Source organism: Streptomyces sp. NPDC005799 (assembly GCF_040630525.1).
In the GTDB taxonomy this organism is placed as follows: domain Bacteria; phylum Actinomycetota; class Actinomycetes; order Streptomycetales; family Streptomycetaceae; genus Streptomyces; species Streptomyces griseorubiginosus_B.
Genome location: NZ_JBEXXQ010000158.1, coordinates 1 through 3696 on the forward strand (window position 1 = coordinate 1; position 3696 = coordinate 3696).

Genomic DNA, 3696 nt, shown 5'->3' on the forward strand with positions numbered 1-3696 from the left:
TGGCTGGCCCGGCATGCGAGTGACCCGGCCGACGAAGGCGCCGTGGAGCTGGTGGGTGTGGCCGTCGACGGCAAGGCCGTACGCGGCAGCCGCACCGGCGAGAAGACGGCCGTCCACCTCCTCGCCGCCGTCCTGCACGAGGGCCAGGCCGTGGTCTCCCAACAGCAGATCGCCGCGAAGAGTAATGAAATCCCTGCTTTCGCCGCACTGTTGGAACGGCTCGACCTGCGCGGATGCGTTATCACCGCCGACGCGATGCACACCCAGACCGGTCATGCCGAGCACGTCATCGCCCGGGGCGGGCACTACATCCTGGTCGTCAAGGGCAACCAGAAGAAGCTCCGCCGACAGCTGCGACATCTGCCCTGGCGCGAGGTCCCGCTGCAGCACCGCACCCGCGAACAGGGCCATGGTCGACGCGAGATCCGCCGGCTCAAGGTCTGCACCGTCCAGCCCGGCCTCCTCTTCCCTCACGCCGTGCAGGCCATCGAGGTCAAGCGCCGCCGCACCAGCCGCACGACGAACAAGACCACCATCAAGACGATCTACGCGATCACCAGCCTCACTCCAGAGCAAGCCACCCCGGAACGGATCGCCGAACTGATCCGCGGGCACTGGCAGGTCGAGGCCCTGCACCACGTGAGAGACGTGACCCTCGCCGAGGACGCTTCCCGCGACCGCACCGGCACCGCACCCCGCGCGATGGCAACGCTCCGCAACCTCGCCATCGGCCTCATCCGCCAGGCCGGCTGGACGAACATCGCCGCTGCGACCGACCACTACCGGTCACGAGCCGACCACGCCCTCCAACTACTCGATCTTGAAGCCTGAGAACGCATCACCCCTGCCTTCGGGTTCCGCAACGCCACGAACCAGCGGCTACGCAGACGCTGCGTCACGACTCGCCGAGCCCGTGGGCACCTCCGCACTGCTCAACTTTGAAGGCCCGGCAAGGATCAGAACGTTCCTGCGTGACGAGCTCAAGCTGGAACTGTCTGAGTCCAAAACCCTGATCACGCACGCCACCAGCCAGGCGGCGCGCTTCCTCGGCTACGAGATCAGGGCACAGCATGCCGACACGAAGATCACCCGGAATCGCCGGGCGGTCAACGGCGCCATCGGGGAGTGTCATGAATCAGGCCCTGTCTCACATTCGGTGGTAACAGGCGGTGATGATGGTTACCTGTAGCGATTTGCCCAGCTCAACCGCCTATCAGCATCTGGATGATGAGCTCGCCACAGGCAGCGAAGCGAGGTTGCGGGCATGTACCCGCGCGGTTTGACTAGGTGTTCTTCCCGTGACTTTCAGTTACCACCGAATGAGAGACAGGGCCGTTAAGTTGACACACCCGGTGAGGGGGCAGTCAGCCGAAAGGTATCCATCACCGCCGGTGACGGTCATGGACAGGAAGCCCTCGTGGACGACGAGTTTGAGTCTGACTTTTCTGGTGTCGCTGTGTAAAAGCTGTCCCGCACTCCACGGCGGAGCGGAGCGGCCACTGCCCGCCCATTCCTTTACGCCGGGGTTACCCGATGCCCAGCCGGTTCAGGCGGTGGGCTGATAACAGGCTCCTGGCCCGGTGCCACGGGCCGAGCCGCGCCGACTACTCGGGCAGTGCCGCCAGTTCCTTCGCGAACGTGGACACCTTAGTGTAAACGCCCGGCTTACCCGCCCGACCACATCCCTCTCCCCAGGAAATGATGCCTGCCAGGCGCTCTTCCTTCCCATCCGAGATGAGTAGCGGCCCACCACCGTCACGCGTGCACGCGTCGACGCCCCCCTCTTGCTTTCCGGCGCAAACCATCTTCCCGGACGCGTAGTCACCCGGGTAGGCCCGCTGGCAGTCGGAATTGTGGAGAACATCGACATTTGCTTCCCGTAGTGCACCGGTTGTTTCTTCAGTCTCTTCGGACGTGGTGCCCCAGCCGACTATTCGGGCCTCCGTACCGGCCTTGTACTTGAAGCCGGATGGGACCCATTTGACCGTCTTGTAGTTGCTGGGAAGGGGCTTGGCGAGATGGAGCACAGCGATGTCGTTGGTGGGCACGTCCGAGGTCTTGCCCTTGCTGTCGCCGTAGCTGTAGTCGCTGTAGGAGCGGGGGAGCCACCAACCATCGGGCTTCATCTTGATGCCCTGCTTCTCGTCAAGTGCGTTGGACCGGCCGGCGATCACCTCCGTGGCCTCCGGCCGTGCGGCGTGAGTGAGACACGCGGCATTGGTGACGATCTTAGTGGACGATACCGCCGTACCTGCACAGAACGTATCTTCGACCTTGATCACCACCAGAAACGAATTCTTGTCGATCTGGGCAGACTTGCCGCCGACGATGGCCTGCGCGGATGTCGCGGCGACGACCGCGGCGACCGCAACCCCTGCCACCGCAAAACCGGTTCTCGTTGCCTTCTTCTTGTTGGAAACGGTGCGCTTATGCTTGAGCATTACGAAAGACCTCTCAGTGAATTGCAGTAGTAAAGACAGGCGCAAATCGCAGGGATTGGGAAGGCTTCAGAAAGTGGCATCCTATGACCAGCATGACGGGCAGTCTGCTTTTCGTGAAAAATATAGCAAAATTCCAGCTCCGCTACGTTTGACGTGAATGTGCCGGTGGGGTGGCAATCAATTTCTTTCAGGGTGATAAGGGTAACATCAGGATCGTGCGGGTCCGTGGTCATGGCGGCGTGGCCACACCCCACGGATACCAGGTATGTCAAATAGCGATTGCCTCCAGCCCGTTCCAGATGTGCAGGGCTGAATGGTCGCCCCCGGGTAATCCGGACTGGATGAGGTAGACGTCATGGTAACCGGGCGGCAGTTCGTTTACTTGTCGGCCCGGTCCGTAGCGTGGATCTGCGCCTCCGCAACCGCTTCGGAGCTGCGCGGGCGGCGATGGAGCCCGAAAGCCGGTTGATTTCCGTCATCGGGCGCCTGGTCTCCATGCCCACATTCAGACGTCGAGTACGCATCAGCGGTCAGCTGGGGACTCCACCTTGCAAAGATCTTCCCAGGGGGGCATTGACCCAGGGAAGTGTTACCGGCCTCATTTCATGACCGCAACAGCCCTCGCTTATCCGCGTTTTCCAGGTGGGGTGCTTCGGTCGCAAATACCCCCAGGGATGCATACGGCTACATCCGCACCGGTAGCGTAGATCTATCTTTTTCCGGTGCGGCACGAGGAGCCCCTGGATCTTATAAAAACTGTGAGGAGTTGCCGAATTTGACGGCATGGCAATGACTGTCCCTCAATTCTCGGCGGGCGAGTACGGATAGCTTACATCCAGATATGCGGATGCCCCTCCGCTTTGCGATGCACCGAATCTGACGCCGCACGCTGACCCGTCCGGGGATTGCGGAAGAGCCTTTAGACCGAATATGCATCTCCAGCTGGCCCGCCATCCTGCCGATCCTGACAGGAGACTCCGAGCCAGGATGGCAGCCTGATCATGTCTGACAAGGTCCAGCGCTGTGAGAGTCAAATATCATTGAGCCTGTTTCAGCCTGAAGTTGCTGGTCGTCAGGGCGTGATCAAGTTCCGGCGAGGTTCGTGTTGTGAGTGATGCCCAGGATGGGCAGGGCTCGTTCGGGATTGTCGCGGATGGCGCGGGTGGTCTTGGCGATGTTGGTGGCGCCTGCGGCTTTGAGAGTGCCGATCGCGAGGTTGCGGAGGGTGGCCATGGCGCGTGGGGCGGTGCCGGTG

3 protein-coding genes are annotated in these 3696 nt (G+C 62.0%); 2 read left to right on the forward strand and 1 reads right to left on the reverse strand.

Annotated elements, in window-relative coordinates; all coding sequences use genetic code 11:
- Positions 1-831: ISAs1 family transposase (locus ABZ453_RS50665; RefSeq protein ID WP_359026790.1), on the forward strand; the 831-nt coding region annotated here is incomplete at its 5' end.
- A gap of 82 nt (positions 832-913) precedes the next feature.
- The gene (locus ABZ453_RS50670) at positions 914-1189 is read left to right on the forward strand and encodes a hypothetical protein (protein ID WP_359026794.1); all 276 of its coding nucleotides are present in this window, start codon (positions 914-916) and stop codon (positions 1187-1189) included.
- Positions 1190-1604: 415 nt separating this feature from the next.
- Here ABZ453_RS50670 and ABZ453_RS50675 read toward each other — a convergent pair whose 3' ends face one another.
- Complete coding sequence (locus ABZ453_RS50675; protein ID WP_359026792.1) at positions 1605-2441, reverse strand: serine protease; 837 nt, start codon at positions 2439-2441, stop codon at positions 1605-1607.
- Between the last annotated feature and the right edge of the window lie 1255 nt (positions 2442-3696).